General features: G+C 64.9%; 16 protein-coding genes. 7 read left to right on the top strand and 9 right to left on the bottom strand.

All coding sequences use genetic code 11. The features are described 5' to 3' along the window. Window positions 1-7 precede the first annotated feature (7 nt). From ACSQ12_RS04195 to ACSQ12_RS04185, 3 genes are read right to left on the bottom strand one after another with little or no spacing between them, the layout of a single operon-like run. Window positions 8-1,357 (bottom strand): MFS transporter, encoded by a 1,350-nt coding sequence (locus ACSQ12_RS04195; protein ID WP_436066929.1) that lies wholly within the window; start codon window positions 1,355-1,357, stop codon window positions 8-10. A 45-nt stretch (window positions 1,358-1,402) separates the two neighbouring features. Continuing rightward, window positions 1,403-1,963, bottom strand: coding sequence for a DUF3027 domain-containing protein (locus ACSQ12_RS04190; RefSeq protein WP_436064445.1), 561 nt, complete (start codon window positions 1,961-1,963; stop codon window positions 1,403-1,405). A gap of 8 nt (window positions 1,964-1,971) precedes the next feature. Continuing rightward, on the bottom strand, window positions 1,972-2,355 hold the full coding sequence (locus ACSQ12_RS04185) for a cold-shock protein (RefSeq protein ID WP_011690655.1): 384 nt from the start codon (window positions 2,353-2,355) through the stop codon (window positions 1,972-1,974). 184 nt (window positions 2,356-2,539) lie between these two features. Here ACSQ12_RS04185 and ACSQ12_RS04180 point away from each other — a divergent pair, with 184 nt between their 5' ends. From ACSQ12_RS04180 to ACSQ12_RS04170, 3 genes are read left to right on the top strand one after another with little or no spacing between them, the layout of a single operon-like run. After that, complete coding sequence (locus ACSQ12_RS04180; RefSeq protein ID WP_209747200.1) at window positions 2,540-2,773, top strand: hypothetical protein; 234 nt, start codon at window positions 2,540-2,542, stop codon at window positions 2,771-2,773. 10 nt (window positions 2,774-2,783) lie between these two features. Next, on the top strand, window positions 2,784-5,288 hold the full coding sequence (locus ACSQ12_RS04175) for a helicase-associated domain-containing protein (protein WP_436064444.1): 2,505 nt from the start codon (window positions 2,784-2,786) through the stop codon (window positions 5,286-5,288). A 40-nt stretch (window positions 5,289-5,328) separates the two neighbouring features. Further along, window positions 5,329-6,984 carry a DNA repair helicase XPB gene (locus ACSQ12_RS04170; protein WP_436064443.1) on the top strand — a complete coding sequence of 552 codons (1,656 nt, stop codon included), beginning with the start codon at window positions 5,329-5,331 and terminating at the stop codon, window positions 6,982-6,984. 55 nt (window positions 6,985-7,039) lie between these two features. On the opposite strand, the gene ACSQ12_RS04165 is transcribed toward ACSQ12_RS04170, so the two are convergent. Then, a complete protein-coding gene (locus ACSQ12_RS04165) occupies window positions 7,040-7,909 on the bottom strand; it encodes an FHA domain-containing protein (protein WP_436064442.1) in 870 nt (289 codons plus the stop codon). Window positions 7,910-7,916: 7 nt separating this feature from the next. Next, window positions 7,917-8,174, bottom strand: a complete 258-nt coding sequence (locus tag ACSQ12_RS04160; RefSeq protein WP_209747208.1) for a hypothetical protein — start codon at window positions 8,172-8,174, stop codon at window positions 7,917-7,919. A gap of 260 nt (window positions 8,175-8,434) precedes the next feature. Here ACSQ12_RS04160 and ACSQ12_RS04155 point away from each other — a divergent pair, with 260 nt between their 5' ends. The 3 genes from ACSQ12_RS04155 (at window position 8,435) to ACSQ12_RS04145 (ending at window position 11,041) form a co-directional block, all read left to right on the top strand. Continuing rightward, the gene (locus ACSQ12_RS04155) at window positions 8,435-9,145 is read left to right on the top strand and encodes a response regulator transcription factor (RefSeq protein WP_028271318.1); all 711 of its coding nucleotides are present in this window, start codon (window positions 8,435-8,437) and stop codon (window positions 9,143-9,145) included. 2 nt (window positions 9,146-9,147) lie between these two features. Continuing rightward, on the top strand, window positions 9,148-10,638 hold the full coding sequence (locus ACSQ12_RS04150; protein WP_436064441.1) for a sensor histidine kinase: 1,491 nt from the start codon (window positions 9,148-9,150) through the stop codon (window positions 10,636-10,638). A gap of 115 nt (window positions 10,639-10,753) precedes the next feature. Then, a complete protein-coding gene (locus tag ACSQ12_RS04145; RefSeq protein ID WP_011690647.1) occupies window positions 10,754-11,041 on the top strand; it encodes a WXG100 family type VII secretion target in 288 nt (95 codons plus the stop codon). A 6-nt stretch (window positions 11,042-11,047) separates the two neighbouring features. On the opposite strand, the gene ACSQ12_RS04140 is transcribed toward ACSQ12_RS04145, so the two are convergent. Next, the gene (locus ACSQ12_RS04140; protein ID WP_436064440.1) at window positions 11,048-12,007 is read right to left on the bottom strand and encodes an RNase H family protein; all 960 of its coding nucleotides are present in this window, start codon (window positions 12,005-12,007) and stop codon (window positions 11,048-11,050) included. 224 nt (window positions 12,008-12,231) lie between these two features. Between ACSQ12_RS04140 and ACSQ12_RS04135 the strand changes: the two genes are divergently transcribed. After that, window positions 12,232-13,542: an ABC transporter substrate-binding protein gene (locus ACSQ12_RS04135; RefSeq protein WP_436064439.1), complete on the top strand. Its 1,311-nt coding sequence runs from the start codon at window positions 12,232-12,234 to the stop codon at window positions 13,540-13,542. 98 nt (window positions 13,543-13,640) lie between these two features. On the opposite strand, the gene groL is transcribed toward ACSQ12_RS04135, so the two are convergent. From groL to ACSQ12_RS04120, 3 genes are all read right to left on the bottom strand, one after another. After that, window positions 13,641-15,278 (bottom strand): chaperonin GroEL, encoded by a 1,638-nt coding sequence (gene groL / locus ACSQ12_RS04130; RefSeq protein ID WP_011690644.1) that lies wholly within the window; start codon window positions 15,276-15,278, stop codon window positions 13,641-13,643. 295 nt (window positions 15,279-15,573) lie between these two features. Then, window positions 15,574-16,872: an ABC transporter substrate-binding protein gene (locus tag ACSQ12_RS04125; protein ID WP_436064438.1), complete on the bottom strand. Its 1,299-nt coding sequence runs from the start codon at window positions 16,870-16,872 to the stop codon at window positions 15,574-15,576. Beyond that, the gene (locus ACSQ12_RS04120) at window positions 16,872-17,075 is read right to left on the bottom strand and encodes a cold-shock protein (RefSeq protein WP_209747217.1); all 204 of its coding nucleotides are present in this window, start codon (window positions 17,073-17,075) and stop codon (window positions 16,872-16,874) included. The genes ACSQ12_RS04125 and ACSQ12_RS04120 overlap by 1 nt, the downstream gene beginning before the upstream one ends. Window positions 17,076-17,160: the final 85 nt, after the last annotated feature.

The following is a 17,160-nucleotide window of genomic DNA, read 5'->3' as shown; positions in this document are numbered from 1 at the left end:
AGACGCGTTAGCGTTCGACGGCGTCGTCCGGGTTTTGCTCCCGGACGGCGCCTTCGTCTTTGCGCACTCTGCTTTCAGCTTTGCCATCGTGGTTGGGCCCGGCGGATACCAACCGGAAGTAGCGCAGTCCCCGGGCTCGGCGGTTGAATCCGAGCCTCAGCTGCTTGGCCCGGATAATCCACACCATGCCTATCAGCGCGGCCAGCAACCCGGATGCCGCCGCCACGGACATGGACCAGCGGGGACCGGCAACATTGGCCACCCATCCCACCAGCGGAGCGCCGACGGGTGTGCCGCCCATGAAGATCGCCATATAGAGGGCCATCACCCGGCCGCGCATCACAGGGTCCGTCGTGGTCTGCACATAGCCGTTGGCGCTGGTCATCATCGTGATGGCAAAAAGGCCTACCGGCACCAGGGCCACGCCGAACCAGAAGTAGTTGGGCGCCAGGGCCGCCAGCCCGGACGTGACCCCGAACGCGCCGGCTGCCCCGAAAATGATCCGGAGCCTGGGCTTGGACCGCCCGGCGGACAGCAGCGCGCCCGCCACGGAGCCGATGGCCATGATGGAGTTCATCAAACCGAAAGCACTGGCATCCAGCCCGAATTCCGTGCCCACCATGGCCGCGATGAACAGGACGAAGTTGAGCCCGAGGGTTCCCACGATGAAGACGGCCACAAGCACCACCACGATATCCGGGCGGAACCGCACATAGCGCAGCCCCTCACGGATCCGGCCCTTGCCGGGAGCCGCCCGGGGAAGGACCCGCAGGGATGAAGCGGGTATCTTCCACAGGCTGAACAGGAGGGCCAGGAACGTCACAGTGTTGATCAGGAACACCCACCCCGGCCCCACGGCCACCGTCAGCACGCCGGCCACCGCGGGTCCGATCATCCTGGCCACGTTGAAGGATGCACTGTTGAGTGCCACCGCATTGGGCAGGTAATCGTCCCGCACCAGTTCCGAGACGAACGTCTGCCTGACGGGAGCATCGAGGGCGGAGACAAGGCCCAGCAGTAGGGCAAAGGCGTAGACATGCCACAGTTGGCCGGCACCCGTGACCACAAGGAGCCCCAGGCCCGTGCTCAGCAGCGCCATGGCGGACTGTGTCATCACCAGGAGGTGGCGGCGGTTAAAGCGGTCGGCCACCAGCCCGGCCACGGGTGCGAGGAACAGCTGCGGACCCAGTTGCAGGGCCATGGTGATACCCACGGCCCCGGCGTCGTGGTCTGTCAGGTGGTCAAAGACCAGCCAGTCCTGGGCTGTGCGCTGCATCCAGGTCCCGATGTTGGAAATCAGGGCGCCCACAAACCAAAGGCGGTAATTGAGGACATGCAAGGACTTGAAGGTGGACATCATCGCCGGCCTCCGAGATCCTCAGTCCCCCATGGTTCCAACTGGCTAGTCGACCTCGCGGGCGGAGCCGGGTTCTTCCTCCGGTGCCTCGCTGACGGCGCCGTCCGAATCGGTAACCTCACCGGCGTCGAAATCGGTAACCCCGTCGGCGTCCGAAACGGAAACCTCACCGGCGTCCGAAACGGCCGGGACGGCGTCCACGGTGTCAGCGTCCAGTTCATCGTCCTGGGCGTCCTCCGGGCGCACCCGTTCAGCCCATGGCACCCACTCGGGCGCCAGGATCGAATCCCCCGAAGGCAGCAGGCCAAGTTCGTTCACCGTGATGACCTTGGACCGGGAATTGCGCGTGATCACGGCGTACCACTGCCACCCCTGATACCCGGCCAGTCTGGACTCGAAGAGATGCGTGACAATACGGTCCCCTTCGCTCTTCGCGCCCAGATGCTGTCCGATCTGCTCAGCCGGGGCGATGCCCTCTACCGCAGCCCGGGCAAAGTCCACGGCCGCAGCGAGCACCGCATCCGGTTTCCCGGTGCGCCACACGGGAACGCCGGCACGGGGCTTTGAAGCCGGTTTGGGGGTGCTCTGGTCAGGTTGGGAAGTCATGTGGGTGCCTAAGCGTCCAGCTCGTCGGCAACCTTACGGAGGGCGGCGGCGATCGCCTTGGCCTTGTTGCCTTCCGGGTACTTTCCGGCGGACAGCGTTCCGGACAAATTGTCCAGCACGGTCACCAGATCCTGGACGAGCGGCGCCAGGTCCTTGGCGCTGGGACGCTTAGCCTTGGCAATGGACGGTGTCTTGTCCAGCACGCGCAGGCCTAGGGCCTGGGCTCCCTTGCGGCCGTCAGCCACACCGAACTCCACGCGGGTGCCGGCCTTGAGTTCCGTTACGCCCTCGGGCAGGGCGGATTTGGGCAGGAATACTTCCTGGCCGTCCTCACCTGCGAGGAATCCGAAGCCTTTTTCCTTGTCATACCACTTGACCTTGCCGGTAGGCACGTAATCAACCTTCTTCGTTCTGGACTTCCTGTGACACGGCCGGCGGCCACCGCATCCGCATTGATATGCGGGTTCAGGGTATGACTGCCTGGACCATGTTGGTCTGTATCTTCAAGGTTATCCTGCCGGGGCCCGGTTTCCCGCTTTGCGGCACGGGCACAGCCGGGCTGTTAGCGTTACTTCCATGACACCCTCCCGCTACCGGCGGCCCCTGATGATAGTTGCGGCGGTTATGGCCATCCTCTCGCTGGCTGCCGTGGGCGCCGTCATGGCCATTGCCTTTGCCGGCAGCGCCGCCCCGGTGTGGGTGACTTCCCTGGCCCTGTATGGCCTGCCGCTGGCTTTCCTCCTCATGATCGTCCTGGTGATCGACGGCGTCGCCGCCCGCCGCCGGGCAGGAAAGTCCGGCGGGCGGTAACGTTGGACTGATGTCCTTTATTCGCGCGCTCAGCAAGGAACTGGAGGCACGCAGCGACGACTCGTTGCGGGCCTTGTTCTCCGCGCGGCCGGATCTGGTCTCACCAAACGTTCCGGACTTTGCGGCCCTGGCGGCCCGGGCCAGCGCGAGGGTCAGCGTCCAACGGGCCCTGGAGCGGCTGAACCGGCCGCAGATGCAGGTATTGGAGACCCTCCACCTCTGCACGAATACGGACACGGCCCACAGTGCCTCGGCCGCGGGACTCAAGAAAGTCATCCACGGCGCCTCGCTGTCCGCCATCGAACGAATCCTGCAGTCCCTTGAAGAACTGGCCCTTGTGCACCGTGCAGAGCCCCCGCACGGCGCCGCCGTGCCAGCCGGTCCCCGCCAGCGGTTCTACCTTCCGGTGGGCAGCCTCCGTGATGTCGTGGGGATCTACCCGGCCGGACTGGGCCGGAGTTATACGGAACTGGTCCGGCTGCAGCCGGCCTTCGCCCAGCGGGTGGTGCAACTTGTGGCTGAACTGCACCACAGCGGGGCCGCCATCCATCCCGCCACGACCCCCATGGAAGCAGCGCTGTCGCTGCAGCATTGGACGGCCACCCCCGATGCCCTGCAACAGATCCTCGCCACCGCCCCGGACCGCACCACCGCTCTCCTTGCCCGTTTCGGGAACTGGGCCATGGGGGCCGTACCCCAAGCGCAACGGCGGGCGTCGGTGCTCAACGAAGGTTCCGACGTCGGCCCCGTGGACTGGCTCCTGGCAAGGGGCCTGCTGGTGCCGCTGGATGCCGCCCACGTGGAATTGCCGCACAGCGTGGGGATCGCCCTCCGCGGCGGCGCGGTGATCGAGGACTTCACGCTGACTCCCCCGGCACCCAGGCTTGGACAGACCACCGCGGCGCTGCGGCGCAATGCCGCCCTGGGTGCCATCGCGGAAACCCTCCGCCTGACAGGCGAACTCCTGTACGCCGTGCGCGAGCAGCCCCTCGTGACGTTGCGGAGCGGCGGCGTCGGCGTCCGTGAGATGAAGAGGCTGGCCGACTCGCTCCGGATCGATCTGCACCGCGCCGGACTGCTGGTTGAGCTCTGCGCCCTGGCCGGACTGCTCCGGCTGGACGTTGACAGCTCCGCCTGGGTGCAGCCGGAACAGCTGGAGTGGCTGACACTGCCACGGCAGGAACAGTGGCTCTGGCTCGTGAACGCCTGGCTGGCCAGCGAGCGCGCCCCGTCGCTGGTGGGCCAGCCCGCCACGGGTCCGGGTGCGGGGCCGGCTCCGCATCGTGCAGCGGCCGGTACCACGATCAACGCACTATCCGCCGAAGCGCAGCGGCCGGACGCGCCCGTGGTGCGGAAGCGGATCCTGGAGATCCTCAATGAACTGACCCTTGAGGCCGAGGAAGCGGACGGCAAGGCGCCGGTTCTGGACGCCGCGGCGGTGCTTCAACGGGCCGAATGGACACAGCCCCGGATGGCCAGGCGCTTCAGTTCCCTGATCCGGGGTGTCCTGGCCGAAGCGGAAATGCTGGGCCTCATCGGCTCGGGCGCGCTCAGCCAGCTGGGTTCGGCCATTGCCGCGGAACGGCCTGATGACGCGCTGGACATCCTCGGAGAGCATCTGCCGGCCGCCCTTAACCACGTCCTGCTGCAGGCTGACCTCACCGCCGTGGCGCCGGGCTACTTGGCGCCGGAGTTGAGCGAAAAGCTCCTGGTGATGGCCGATGCCGAAGGCCAGGGCCCTGCCACGATCTACCGGTTCTCGGTGGCATCCGTCCGCCGCGCCCTTGACGCCGGCCATGACGCCGCCAGCCTGTTGGGTTTCCTGCGCGAACACTCGGCCACTGCCGTACCGCAGCCGCTCGAATACCTGGTGGAGGACACCGCGGCACGGCACGGCAGGCTGCGGGTGGGGGCGGCCTCCAGCTTCATCCAGAGCGACGACGAAGATGCCCTGCTGGAGCTGGTCAAGGAATCCAGCGCGTCAGGGCTGGGTCTTGTCCGCATTGCCCCCACGGTCCTCATCTCCCACGCGGCCCCGAAGGAAACCGCGCAGGTATTGCGTGCGCTGGGATTGTCGCCGGCAGTCGAGGAACCGCAGTCAACGCTGATCCGGCTGCGCCGGACCACAGCCGTACCGGGCAGCGGACGTCCCGTGTACAGCGCGCCGCGCACGGCGCCGGCAGAGGCCGACGTCGACGCCCAGCTGGCGATCCTCCGCAGCCAGCGGTCCCCGCACGGTTCCGACGGCAATGGAAGCCACCGCCCGCCGTCGGCCACAACCGGCGAGGAAGCTACGCAGCTCGGGCTCGAAACCCTGCAGAAGGCCATCCGTCTCCGGCAGGCAGTGGTAATGAACGTTGTGGACAGCCAGGGGAATTCCAGCAGGGAAACGGTTGTTCCGGTTTCTGTGAGCGGCGGACGGGTAAGGGTCTTCGACCCGGCCCGCGAAACCGAACGCGTGCTCTCCATCCACCGGATCATCGATATTGAGGCGGAAGAGGAATTCCAGCAGTGACCAGCACCCCACAGACCTGCGGCACGAAGGCTTGGACGCCGTGAACGACGGGCCCCTGATCGTCCAGAGCGACAAGACAATCCTGCTCGAAGTGGACCATGAGCAGGCAACGGAAGCCAGGCACGCCATCGCCGCTTTCGCGGAACTGGAGCGGGCGCCCGAGCACGTGCACAGCTACCGGCTTACTCCGCTGGGCCTGTGGAACGCCCGCGCGGCAGGCCTGGACGCGGAACGCGTACTGGACACGCTGTTGAAGTATTCGCGCTTCCCTGTGCCGCATTCCCTGCTGATCGACATCGAAGAGACGATGTCCCGGTACGGCAGGCTCCGGCTGGAAAAGGACCCGCAGCACGGGCTGGTGATGCGGACCAGCGACTACCCGGTGCTTGAGGAAGTGTCCCGCGCCAAGAAAATCCAGCCGTTGCTGGGGCCGCGGATCGACGGTGAAACCGTGGTGGTCCATTCCTCCCAGCGGGGGCAGCTGAAGCAGCTCCTCCTGAAGATCGGCTGGCCCGCCGAAGACCTGGCCGGCTACGTGGACGGGACGCCGCACCCCATCATGCTCAACGAATCCGGCTGGAAGCTCCGGCCGTACCAGAAACTGGCCACGGAGAACTTCTGGGCCGGCGGCAGCGGCGTCGTCGTGCTCCCCTGCGGCGCAGGCAAAACGCTGGTGGGCGCAGCGGCCATGGCCACGAGCTCCACCACAACGCTGATCCTGGTGACCAATACCGTGTCCGCCCGGCAGTGGAAGGACGAACTGGTCAAACGGACCTCGCTGACGGCCGACGAAATCGGCGAGTACTCGGGATCGGTCAAGGAAGTCCGCCCGGTCACCATCGCGACGTACCAGGTCCTGACAACGAAGCGCGGCGGGCTCTACCCCCACCTTGAACTGGTGGACGGCCACGACTGGGGCCTGATCATCTACGACGAGGTCCATCTTCTGCCGGCACCCATCTTCCGGATGACGGCGGACCTGCAGGCCCGGAGACGGCTTGGGCTGACGGCAACGCTGGTGCGCGAGGACGGCCGCGAAGGCGAAGTCTTCAGCCTGATCGGTCCGAAGCGCTACGACGCGCCCTGGAAGGACATCGAGGCCCAGGGCTACATCGCGCCCGCGGACTGCGTGGAAGTGAGGGTGGACCTCCCGCACGACGAACGTGTTGCCTACGCGATGGCCGAGGACGCCGACAAGTACCGGCTGTGCGCCACCTCCGAAACGAAGACCGCCGTGGTAGAACAACTCGTAGAGCAACACCGGGGTGAGCAGCTCCTGGTCATCGGCCAGTACATTGACCAGCTGGACGAGCTGGGTGAACGGCTCCAGGCCCCCGTAATCAAGGGTGACACGTCCGTGAAGGAACGCCAGAAGCTGTTCGAAGCCTTCCGTGCGGGCGAGGTGCAGACCCTGGTGGTTTCCAAGGTGGCCAACTTCTCCATCGACCTTCCGGAGGCTTCGGTAGCCATCCAGGTGTCCGGCTCGTTCGGTTCCCGGCAGGAGGAGGCCCAGCGCCTGGGCCGCCTGCTGCGCCCCAAGCAGGACGGCCGCGCGGCACGGTTCTACTCACTGGTGGCGCGGGACACTCTCGACCAGGACTTCGCGGCAAAGCGCCAGCGGTTCCTGGCGGAACAGGGATACGCCTACCGGATCATGGACGCCAAAGACGTGGGACGGAATCCCACGGCCACCTGATCCCACGGCAGACCCATGTGACGCCGTCCCCGCACTTGCTGCATACGTCCTTCCGTCAGATAACCCCCCACGAGCCGTCCCGTTCCGTGGTTCCGGTCCGCGGATCAAGCTGCGGTGCCTGGTAGGCCAGCTCCCCGCCGCTGCGCCCGCCGAAGGGACGCCCGTGATCAGCGAATTCCTCGCGGAAATACGCCAGGCACCACTGCCCCATCTGGATCCGCGCGCCCGTGCGAAGGACCGACTCACCGGTTGACGCGACGCTTCCTGTGACCTTCCCGTGCGGCACCAGTACGTACTCGTCGTCAGCGTTATGGACAATTTCAGCGTGGAGCCCGTCCAGCCCGGCAAGTTGGACGTCCGAGGACGCGTCGCTGCCTATCCTCACGATCTCCCGGCTCAGCGTGAATTCGCGCGGCACCTGGCCGTTCCACGTGGCCGAGTCCTGCACAAAGATGAGCCGTGGCCTGCCACTCCCCCGTGTGTGGTGGGTGGTGGTGGCGCGGCGGACGATGCTCCGCCTGACAGTCGGCATCAACGGCAGCGGTGTCTGCGGGGGCAGCAGCGAGAATCCCCGTGCCGAGCGCCGTCCACGCTTCATGAGCGGCGCCAAGGCACCGAGCTTTCCCAGTTTGATATGGGGCGAGCGGGTGATGAGCCGCTGCGATGCCGGGCTGGTGACCGCGCCGAGGCTCACGATATGTCCGTCCGGACCGTCAACCACCACGGTGAGCCCCCGGTCCGCCAGGGTCTGGGCCAGCGGGCGGATGTCATCGAGCGTCGGCATGCCGCTGGAACTGAACGATTCCAGGCCGTCAACGGCGATTCGTACTTCGCTGCCGCCCGCCCGGGCCGTTCCCCGCGTTACCGTTCCGGACTCATCGGTGAACGAGAAGTCCAGATCCATGTCGAGGCGGAAGCCGTTCACGTCCGGCTCAGCTCCGGTTCTCGTCTGACCCCGCGGCGTCTTTGTCGCTGGTGGTTACCCGGAGGCTGCCGTTGAGCTTCCAGGTAGCCCGCGGGGCATCCGGGCCGATGTCACGCGGAACCTCCACCGTCATGTCGATGAAGTTGTAGTTGATCGCAGCACCCTTACCCGTCAGGTAGGACCACATCTCCTCAGCCAGGTCTGCCCAGTCGCGGATGCTGCGGTCCGCTGTACGGGTACTCTCAGGCGCGTTTATTTCCGTCATGGTGGAAAATCCCCTTCATTGGGTGCCGCATGAACGTTTCGTGCCGAGTCCTGGTGGACTCAGTGGCCTCACTCTAGTACTGGCTGGTAGCGGTGGAAACCCTTCGCGGCACGAACGAATTTCCCGCGTAAAGGGTTCCCGCTTCAGCGTCAATCGGTGGCTGCCAGCAGGTCCACGGCGCACCTGGCAGGGGGATACACCCATGAGGCATTCAACATTCATTCAGAAAACTCCCAGATTCTGGGAGCATCATAGGAGGTATGAAAAAGAACGGTCCCGAAGCCAAGCTGCTCGTCGTAGATGATGAACCAAACATCCGCGAGCTGCTCTCCACCTCCTTGAGGTTCGCAGGCTTCGAGGTTGTCTCGGCCGGCAACGGACGCGACGCCCTCGCCGCCGCCGAACTCCACGCCCCCGACCTTGCCGTGCTGGACGTCATGCTGCCGGACATGGACGGGTTTACGGTGACCCGTCGGCTGCGTGCGTCCGGCAAGCATTTCCCGGTCCTCTTCCTCACCGCGAAGGACGATACCGAGGACAAGGTCACCGGACTCACCGTGGGCGGCGACGACTATGTCACGAAGCCCTTCAGCCTGGACGAGGTGGTGGCCCGGATCCGCGCCGTCCTGCGCCGCACCCAGCCCCTGCTTGACGACGACGCCGTGATCCGCGTGGACGACCTCGAGCTCGACGACGACGCCCACGAGGTGCGCCGGGGCGGCACCGTGATTGAGCTCTCGCCGACCGAATTCAAGCTCCTCCGCTACCTGATGCTGAACCCGAACCGGGTGCTGTCCAAGTCCCAGATCCTGGATCATGTCTGGGAGTACGATTTCAACGGCGACGCGTCCATCGTGGAGTCCTACATCTCGTACCTGCGGCGCAAGGTGGACATCGACCCCGACGCGCCGGCCCTGATCCAGACCAAGCGCGGGGTGGGCTACGTACTGCGGACAGCCGAGAAGCGCTGACCTTGCTGCACCGTTGGAAATCGGCCTCACTGCGTTCCCAGCTGGTGGCCATCATGATGGCGCTGATGCTGGTGGCGCTCGCCGTGACCGGTTCCGGCACCCTGACACTCCTGCACAGCTATCTGCAGGGGCAGGTCGACGATAAGCTCAAGGTCGCCGTCAATTCCGTGAAGCAGCAGCAGTCCTTCAGCCAGTTGCTCCAGCAGAATCCGAACATCCCCACGGACTACTCCCTGATGCTCCTGCGCCAGGACCAGGACGCATTTCCCTTCGGCGGCAGCAAGGACTCGCACCCGGCCATCGACAGCCTGTCCCCCGCCGAAGCGAACAGGCTGGACCTGGCCCCGTTCCAGGTCAGGGGTACGGACGGACGCAACTGGCGCGTCGTGGCGCTGCCCGTCCTGGACGGCAACCAGCGTAATGCCGTCGTCATCATCGGCCTGCCCCTGGCTCCCGTGGACTCGGTCATGGAGCATGCCTCACTTGTGGTGATCGGGGTGGGCTTCCTGACCCTGGTGCTGGCCTTCTTCATTGCCACCTGGACGGTCTCCAGGTCCTTCCGGCCGCTTGCGCGTGTGGAACGGACCGCCGCCGCCATCGCGGCGGGTGACCTCTCCCGCCGAGTGGATGTGGAGAATCCTGCCACGGAAGTGGGCCGGCTGGGTGGCTCCCTCAACGCGATGCTGAGCCATATCGAGTCCGCCTTCGCGGCCAGGATGGCATCGGAAGAGCGGATGCGCCGCTTTGCCGCTGACGCTTCACATGAACTCCGCACCCCGTTGGTAACAATCCGCGGTTTCTCGGAGCTCTACCGCCAGGGTGCGTTGACCAAGGAAGAAGACGTGGCCACCGCAATGGGTCGGATTGAAAGTGAGGCCAAGCGGATGGGCTCCATGGTTGAGGATCTCCTGCTCCTCGCAAGGCTGGATGAACAGCGTCCGCTCCAGCAGAAGCCTGTGGATCTGCTGCTCCTCGCCAATGACGCCGTGGTGGACACCCAGGCCAGCGACCGGGACCGGACCATTTCGCTGACAGGCCTCGACGGCGGGTCGCCGTCTCCTGCGCCGGTGCTGGGCGATGAGGCAAAGCTGCGCCAGGTGGTGGGCAACCTGATGGGCAACGCCCTCCGCTACACCCCGGCGGGGACACCCGTTGAGCTCGCGGTAGGGGTCCGGACTGACGATGCCGGCCTGCGGTCTTCCGTCATCGAGGTGCGGGACCATGGTGCCGGGATCCCGGAGGACGAAGCATCCCGGATCTTTGAGCGTTTCTACCGCGCGGACACCTCGCGGACCCGCGAAACCGGCGGCAGCGGCCTCGGCCTGGCCATCGTTGCCGCCATTGTCGGGTCACATTCAGGCTCTGTCCGGGTGGTTCCGACCGACGGCGGGGGCGCCACCATGGTGGTGAGCCTCCCGTTCCAGGACGAGGCGGCCGGCTACGCCGACAGTGAGCCCGACGGCGGCGACAGCGGCGAAGTTGTCCACATATAGCCAGCAGCTGTAGCGCGGCTTTCCACGCGCTTCCTAGGCTCGACGTAGCGGCCCGAATACCCCGGCCGCCCGCAAGCTTGAAAAAGCTTTCGAACAGCGTCGAAGGGCAATACCAATGAGCATCATCTCCGTTGATACCGAACTGCTCCAGCTCAAATCTGCCAACGTCAAAGCTACGGTTGACCGTATCAGCACGGACGTCCAGGCGATGAAGAGGGGTCTGGATGAGCTGCAGGGAACGTGGCGCGGATCGGCGGCCACCAACTTCCAAGGACTGATCACCGAGTGGACCATCACGCAGGGCAAAGTGGAGGCCGCCCTCGCGTCCATCAACACAGCCCTCGCTTCGGCGGCCGCCACGTATGCCCAGGCAGAGCAGGGCAACACGCAGCGGTTCAGCTGACCGGCACTAGGCTTCCGGTGTTCCCTGGTGGAAGCGCAGGCGCCAGCGTTTTCCGTCGAGAACCCAGAGCGAACTCCGGAGCGAGGATCCCTCCCGGCCCTTGCTGCGGTAGGTCAGAAGGACCGCTTCAGCGCCGATCCGCTCGGCGCCGATTATCTCCAGCTCAGCTGCACCGCCAGGATTCTCCTCGAGCGACATCATCATTGAATCCCGCGTCCACAGCCTGCCGGAACTGCCGATTTCCGTAAACTCCGGGTGGAGCAGCACACCGGTCCGTCCGATGTCGGCGCGGGTATCGGGGCTTAGCAGCTCCCGTTCCAGTGCTTCAACAACGGCCTCGGGCGCTGCTTCCCGCCCGGCTGGCGCCGCGAACGGATCTGTCTCCAGCTCACTGAAAAGGTCCGGCTCGGTAAAGAGATCCGGCTGGTTGCTGCCGCCCGGTGTCAGGGACTCCCGCGCCGCCGGCACGCTGGCTGAGGGCGCTGCAGAGGCGCCGTCGCCGCGGACGAAACCCGGCCCGGACCGCACGGCAATGCCCTGCTGATAGGCGGTCGCAGCAGCCCGCGCACGGTCGTCGGCGGCCTCATTCAGGTCGTGTCCGGCGTGGCCGCGGACCCACTCGAAGCGGTATTTGCGTCCGCTCAGCGCCTGGTCGATTTCCCGCAGGATCTCCACGTTCAAGACCGGCTTGCCATCGGCTTTGCGCCAGCCCTTGCGTTTCCATCCGGGCATCCACTTGGTGACCGAGTTGATGACGTATTGGCTGTCGCAGAGAATATGCAGCTCCTCCCCGGGAAGGTGCGCCGTGCAACGGAAGAGATCCAGCACAGCCATCAGCTCGCCCTGGTTATTGGTGCCGTGCGGCCAGCCGCCGGCCCGCCAGCAGTCGTCATTCACGTACCAGGCCCATCCGGCCGGACCGGGATTTCCTAAAGCCGAACCGTCGGCCGCTGCAGTAATCGTCACCGCACTATCCTGCCAGATCGGCCCGACATTGTGGCTTCCAGCCGTCCGCCACCCTCTCGGAAAACGCTTGCCCCGTATCGTTGACAGGCTGAGATTGCGCGTGCAAGAATCAAAACTCCCGTTCAGAAAACGTTTTCTCAGCGGCTGTTCGGCATTCATGCGCCTTTGCGGCGCGCCACCTCAGTTTCACACCATTCCACGGCTGTACACAGGAAGGCGTATCAATGAAGATCTCGTCCGGAAGCAGGTTTCGACTCAAGATTGGAGCCACCGCTGCTGCCCTCGCGATGCTGGTCACGGGCTGCGGCGCATCAGCAGGTTCCGGCGCCGACAAGGAAGTCACACTGCGCTTTGCCTGGTGGGGCAACGAGTACCTCAACGCCCAGACCCAAAAGGTGATCGATGCGTTCCAGGCCGAACACCCAAACATCAAGATCAAAGCGGCCCCCGGGGAATGGAGCGGATACTGGGACAAGCTGGCCACCACCACCGCAGCCAATGATGCACCGGACGTGATCCAGATGGATCAGAAATACATTGCCGAGTACGGTGGCCGCGGAGCTCTCCTTGACCTGGCCAAGCAAGACGGCATCGACCTGTCGAAAATGGACAAGGAACAGCTCGCCTCCGGCCAGTACGACAATGCCCAGTACGGCCTCAGCACCGGCAAGAACGCCTACGTGGTAATGGCGAACACCAAGGTGTTCGAGGCGGCCAACGTCCCGCTTCCCGACGACGCCACCTGGACCTGGGATGACTTCAACGACATCGCCACGAAGCTCACAAAGGCGGGAGGGGATACAAACTACGGGGCTGCATACGGCAGCAACGAAGCCGACCTCATCATCTGGCTTCGGCAGCACGGCGAAAACCTGTATTCACAGGACGGCAAGCTGGCCTTCACCGCCGGGACTGCGGCGTCGTTTTGGGAACGCCTGAAAAATCAGCGGGATTCCCAGGCAAGCCCGCCCGCCACCGTCGCCACGGAGGACGCAGGCGCCGGCCTGGAAGAGAGCCTGTTCGGGACCAACAGGATCGGCATGGCGTGGTGGTGGACCAATCAGCTCGGATCCCTGGAGACCACCACGGGAAGCAGCATCAAGATGCTCCGCGCACCGAGCGTGGACGGAAAAGCGGCAGACAACGGCATGTACTACAAGCCATCAATGTTCTGGTCCGCCTCTTCGAGGTCCAAGAATCCGGAAGCGGCGGCAACGTTCATCAACTACCTGGCAAACAGCCCGGAGGCTGGATCGATCCTGATGACCGACCGCGGGGTCCCTGCCAATTCCGAAGTTCTGACGGCAATTACACCGAAACTGAAGACTGCGGACTCAACGGTGGTCAGTTTCCTCCAGGACATCAAACCGGAGATGGCCGAGGCGCCCCCCGTACCGCCGGTCGGGTCGGGAAGTGTGCAGAATGTCATCAAGCGTTACACCGACGAAGTCCTCTATGACCGCAAATCGCCTTCGGCGGCCGCGGAGGAGTTCAAGAAGGAAGCCGAAGGGATGCTGGCGTCAGCCCGCAAATAATCCAGTACCGGCCCTTCACATCCCAGTCAAAAGCAAAGTGCGGCTCCCTCGAAGCGAGGGAGCCGCACTTTGTTTATGCGTCAGGTGCGCAGGGCAGGTTAGAAACCGCCCATGCCGCCCATACCGCCCATGTCGTCGCCGCCGCCCATGGCCGGAGCGTTCTTCTCCGGCTTGTCGGCCACAACAGCCTCGGTGGTGAGGAAGAGGCCCGCGATGGAAGCAGCGTTCTGCAGGGCAGAGCGCGTTACCTTGACGGGGTCGTTGATGCCGGCAGCCAGCAGGTCAACGTACTGTCCGGTTGCGGCGTTCAGGCCGTGACCTGCGGGCAGGCCGCGGACCTTGTCCACAACAACGCCCGGCTCGAGGCCGGCGTTGAATGCAATCTGCTTCAGCGGCGCGTCAATGGCAACGCGGACGATGTTGGCGCCCGTTGCTTCGTCGCCTTCGAGCTGCAGGTTGGCGAATGCCTTGGCGCCGGCCTGGATCAGGGCAACGCCACCACCGGCAACGATGCCTTCTTCAACGGCAGCCTTCGCGTTGCGGACAGCGTCCTCAATGCGGTGCTTGCGTTCCTTGAGCTCAACTTCGGTTGCGGCACCGGCCTTGATGACTGCAACGCCGCCGGCCAGCTTGGCCAGGCGCTCCTGCAGCTTCTCGCGGTCGTAGTCGGAATCGGAGTTTTCGATCTCGGAACGGATCTGGGAAACGCGGCCGGCGATCTGGTCGGCGTCGCCTGCACCTTCGACGATGGTGGTCTCATCCTTGGTGACAACAACCTTGCGTGCCTTGCCCAGGAGTTCGAGGCCGGCGGTCTCAAGCTTGAGGCCGACTTCCTCGGAGATGACCTGGCCACCGGTGAGGATGGCGATGTCAGCGAGCTGAGCCTTGCGGCGGTCGCCGAAGCCCGGAGCCTTGACGGCGACGGACTTGAAAGTGCCACGGATCTTGTTGACGATCAGGGTGGCCAGGGCTTCGCCCTCGATGTCTTCGGCGATGATCAGCAGCGGCTTGTTGGACTGCATGACCTTTTCGAGGACAGCAACCAGTTCCTTGACGTTGGAGATCTTGGAGTTGACGATCAGGATGTACGGGTCTTCGAGGACCGTTTCCTGGCGCTCAGCGTCGGTGACGAAGTAAGCGGAGATGTAGCCCTTGTCGAACCGCATGCCCTCGGTCAGCTCAAGCTCGAGTCCGAAGGTGTTGGACTCCTCGACGGTGATAACACCTTCCTTGCCGACCTTGTCCAGCGCCTCTGCGATCAGCGCGCCGATTTCATCGTCGCCGGCGGAAATCGATGCCGTAGCGGCGATCTCTTCCTTGGTTTCGATTTCCTTGGCGGACGCCAGCAGTTCGGCGGTGACGGCTTCAACAGCCTTCTCGATGCCGCGCTTCAGGGACAACGGATCAGCGCCGGCCGCGACGTTGCGCAGGCCTTCCTTGACCAGGGCCTGTGCGAGCACGGTCGCCGTGGTGGTGCCGTCGCCAGCGACGTCATCCGTCTTCTTGGCAACTTCCTTGACCAGCTCGGCGCCGATCTTCTCGTAGGGATCGTCCAGCTCGATCTCCTTGGCGATGGAAACACCATCGTTGGTGATCGTGGGGGCGCCCCACTTCTTTTCGAGGACGACGTTGCGTCCACGCGGGCCGAGGGTGACCTTGACGGCGTCGGCGAGGATGTTCAGGCCCCGCTCAAGACCGCGGCGTGCCTCTTCATCAAATGCAATGATCTTGGCCATAACGGCAGTAGTCCTTTCGGGACAGTCGTTAAGAATGAACCTTCACTGCGGTGCCCGCGACGGACGATCCTTCACCGACGGCCTCTGTATGCCGCGCGGATGGGATCTCACCCCAGCAAGGTGTTTCTTTCGCTCCTTGTCCTTCCCGCTCTCTCCGCAGCCGGCCGGAACCGGGCGTTGATTTAGCAGTCAGTCCGTGGGAGTGCTAAATCAATAATTAGCACTCCCCCGGGGAGAGTGCAAGCAGGGATTGCGCCGAAAGGCCCTCCTGCGGCCCGCACTACGCTAGGAGCGATCAGCTGCCCGCCCGGGCGGCAGTTTCGCTTCCACTCATCCGGGCGGTGTTATCCGCGGCGTAAGTGAACACCATGTAGTTGGCGGTGGTGACGTCTCCGTTGGAATCAAAGCCGATGGGCCCCGATTCGCCGTCGTAATCCACCGGCCTACCGGCCTTGATGGCATCCCCGCATTCTTTGTAGCTCCTGCAGGGTTGAACCGCTTCCGCGCCTTGCTGCCCGGAAACCGACATCAGCTTCGCCGCGATGGATGATCCGGCGTCGTCCTGGGCAGCGGCCGCGGCGATGGCGGCCAGGTTCACGGCGTCGTAAGTTTCCGCTGCGAACGTCATGTCCTTGAGCCCGGGATCAACGGCTACCAGTTCCCCTTGGAAGTGCGCCGAAGGGAAGATACCGGGCAGGATCCCGCGCGCGCCCTCGAGTGCTTTGGACCCGAGGGCGGAGCCGTACTGGTTGATGGCGCCGTCGCTGAGAATCAGCTTGCTGCCTGCCATCCCCGCGTTGTTGAGCTCCGCGATTGCGCCCTGGGCGCCGGCCCGGGCCACCAGAATGACTGAATCCGGACCCGCTGCCTTGGCGGAAGCTGCCGCCTGTTGCGCTTGGCCGGCAGTGAAGGCGGCCTCAGCCACCGTTCCAAGGCCGGCAGCTTTCGCTGCCGCGGCAACGGCCACAGAGACATCCTTGCCGTACATCCCGTCCTCGTGGAGGATCGCTATTGTCCGGGCGCCGCTGTCCTTGGCCAATTTCACCAGCACGGGCGCTTGGGCCGTGTCTGCCGCTGACGTACGGAAGTAATATCCGCCGCTCCTGTAACGCGTGAGGCCGTGCGCGGCATTCGCCGGAGAGATGATGGCCACCTTGGCCCGCGACAGGACATCAATTGCCCCCGGGGCGCGGCTCGAATCCGTGGGACCGATGACGACATCCGCCCCTGCGGCCACCAGTTCCTTGGCCTGTGAGGCGGTGTCCTCGCTGTTTTTTTCAGGCAGCAGTTGTACCGGCCGGCCTTTGTGGCCCCCCGCGGCATTGACCTCCTGAACCGCCAGCTTGGCCGCGGCGAGTTGCGAGGCGTTGAGGAAGGACTGCTTCCCCGTGTTGTCCAGCAGCAGGCCTATCCGCAAGGTGCCATCGCCGCCGGCGTCGACTGCATCAACACGGGCGTTGCCGGCCTGGCCGGAGCAACCGGCCAGCAGGAGCGCCGTTCCCGCCGCAAGAACCGCTGCTGCGGTGAACCGCGGCCGCGCGGGTCCGAACCGGGCGGGGCTGCCTGTGCCATGCATTGCCGCGGCGGATGGCATCAGGCCGTCCGGACGTTCTCTGCCTGGGGACCCTTCTCGCCTTCTCCTACCTCGAACTGCACCCGTTGCCCTTCGTCCAGAGCCCGGTAGCCTTCCCCCTCGATGGCCGACCAGTGGACGAAGACATCGTCTCCGGAGTCGTCAACAGTGATGAAGCCATAGCCTTTTTCGGCGTTGAACCATTTAACGGTTCCCAATGCCATGTTGCCCACACTTTCCGGTTGCTCTGTGTCCGGCCCACCTCACTGTGCGCCGTCGGGACGGTCCGCATTGCGACGCGGCACCCGG

The sequence above is a fragment of the Arthrobacter sp. LjRoot14 genome, from assembly GCF_964253905.1.
In the GTDB taxonomy this organism is placed as follows: Bacteria; Actinomycetota; Actinomycetes; order Actinomycetales; family Micrococcaceae; genus Arthrobacter.
Note: the sequence above shows the minus strand (reverse complement) of the source record. Positions and strands in the feature narration are given on the sequence as shown.

Bases quoted from the DNA above. Each gene is read 5' to 3' on its own strand.
- ACSQ12_RS04175 (WP_436064444.1), top strand. From the start codon at position 2,784: ATGTCCTTTATTCGCGCGCTCAGCAAGGAACTGGAGGCACGCAGCGAC.
- ACSQ12_RS04125 (WP_436064438.1), bottom strand. From the start codon at position 16,872: ATGCCATCCGCCGCGGCAATGCATGGCACAGGCAGCCCCGCCCGGTTC.
- groL (WP_011690644.1), bottom strand. From the start codon at position 15,278: ATGGCCAAGATCATTGCATTTGATGAAGAGGCACGCCGCGGTCTTGAG.
- ACSQ12_RS04190 (WP_436064445.1), bottom strand. From the start codon at position 1,963: ATGACTTCCCAACCTGACCAGAGCACCCCCAAACCGGCTTCAAAGCCC.
- ACSQ12_RS04135 (WP_436064439.1), top strand. From the start codon at position 12,232: ATGAAGATCTCGTCCGGAAGCAGGTTTCGACTCAAGATTGGAGCCACC.
- ACSQ12_RS04145 (WP_011690647.1), top strand. From the start codon at position 10,754: ATGAGCATCATCTCCGTTGATACCGAACTGCTCCAGCTCAAATCTGCC.
- ACSQ12_RS04195 (WP_436066929.1), bottom strand. From the start codon at position 1,357: ATGTCCACCTTCAAGTCCTTGCATGTCCTCAATTACCGCCTTTGGTTT.
- ACSQ12_RS04155 (WP_028271318.1), top strand. From the start codon at position 8,435: ATGAAAAAGAACGGTCCCGAAGCCAAGCTGCTCGTCGTAGATGATGAA.
- ACSQ12_RS04120 (WP_209747217.1), bottom strand. From the start codon at position 17,075: ATGGCATTGGGAACCGTTAAATGGTTCAACGCCGAAAAAGGCTATGGC.
- ACSQ12_RS04160 (WP_209747208.1), bottom strand. From the start codon at position 8,174: ATGACGGAAATAAACGCGCCTGAGAGTACCCGTACAGCGGACCGCAGC.
- ACSQ12_RS04180 (WP_209747200.1), top strand. From the start codon at position 2,540: ATGACACCCTCCCGCTACCGGCGGCCCCTGATGATAGTTGCGGCGGTT.